Annotated in this window: 1 protein-coding gene; it reads right to left on the bottom strand. The window is 56.7% G+C overall.

The annotated features are described in order from the left end of the window. Positions 1-192, bottom strand: a 192-nt coding sequence (locus SB756_RS33935; protein WP_410913742.1) for a DUF4142 domain-containing protein, incomplete at its 3' end; no start/stop codon positions are given. Positions 193-245 lie beyond the last annotated feature (53 nt).

Genomic DNA, 245 nt, shown 5'->3' with positions numbered 1-245 from the left:
CATTTGCTGGGCGAATTGCTTGATGTCTGCGCTCTGGCTCTTTTCCTGCGCCAGGTTGGCGGTGACCACTTCGGCGATACCGGCTTCAGTGGCCGCATCGACGAAATCGTCCGAAGACGCTGCCTGTACCTGCAGCGAAGCCAGGCCCATCAACAGGGTAACTCCGGCGATTTTCAAGAATGGTGTGTTCATGTCTCACTCCTTCGTTCTGTTGGCGCGACCTCAATGTCGCACTCGGTTGAACC

Origin of the sequence: Pseudomonas sp. SIMBA_068 (assembly GCF_046534705.1) — a bacterium.
GTDB classification, from domain to species: Bacteria; Pseudomonadota; Gammaproteobacteria; order Pseudomonadales; family Pseudomonadaceae; genus Aquipseudomonas; species Aquipseudomonas putida.
Note: the sequence above shows the minus strand (reverse complement) of the source record. Positions and strands in the feature narration are given on the sequence as shown.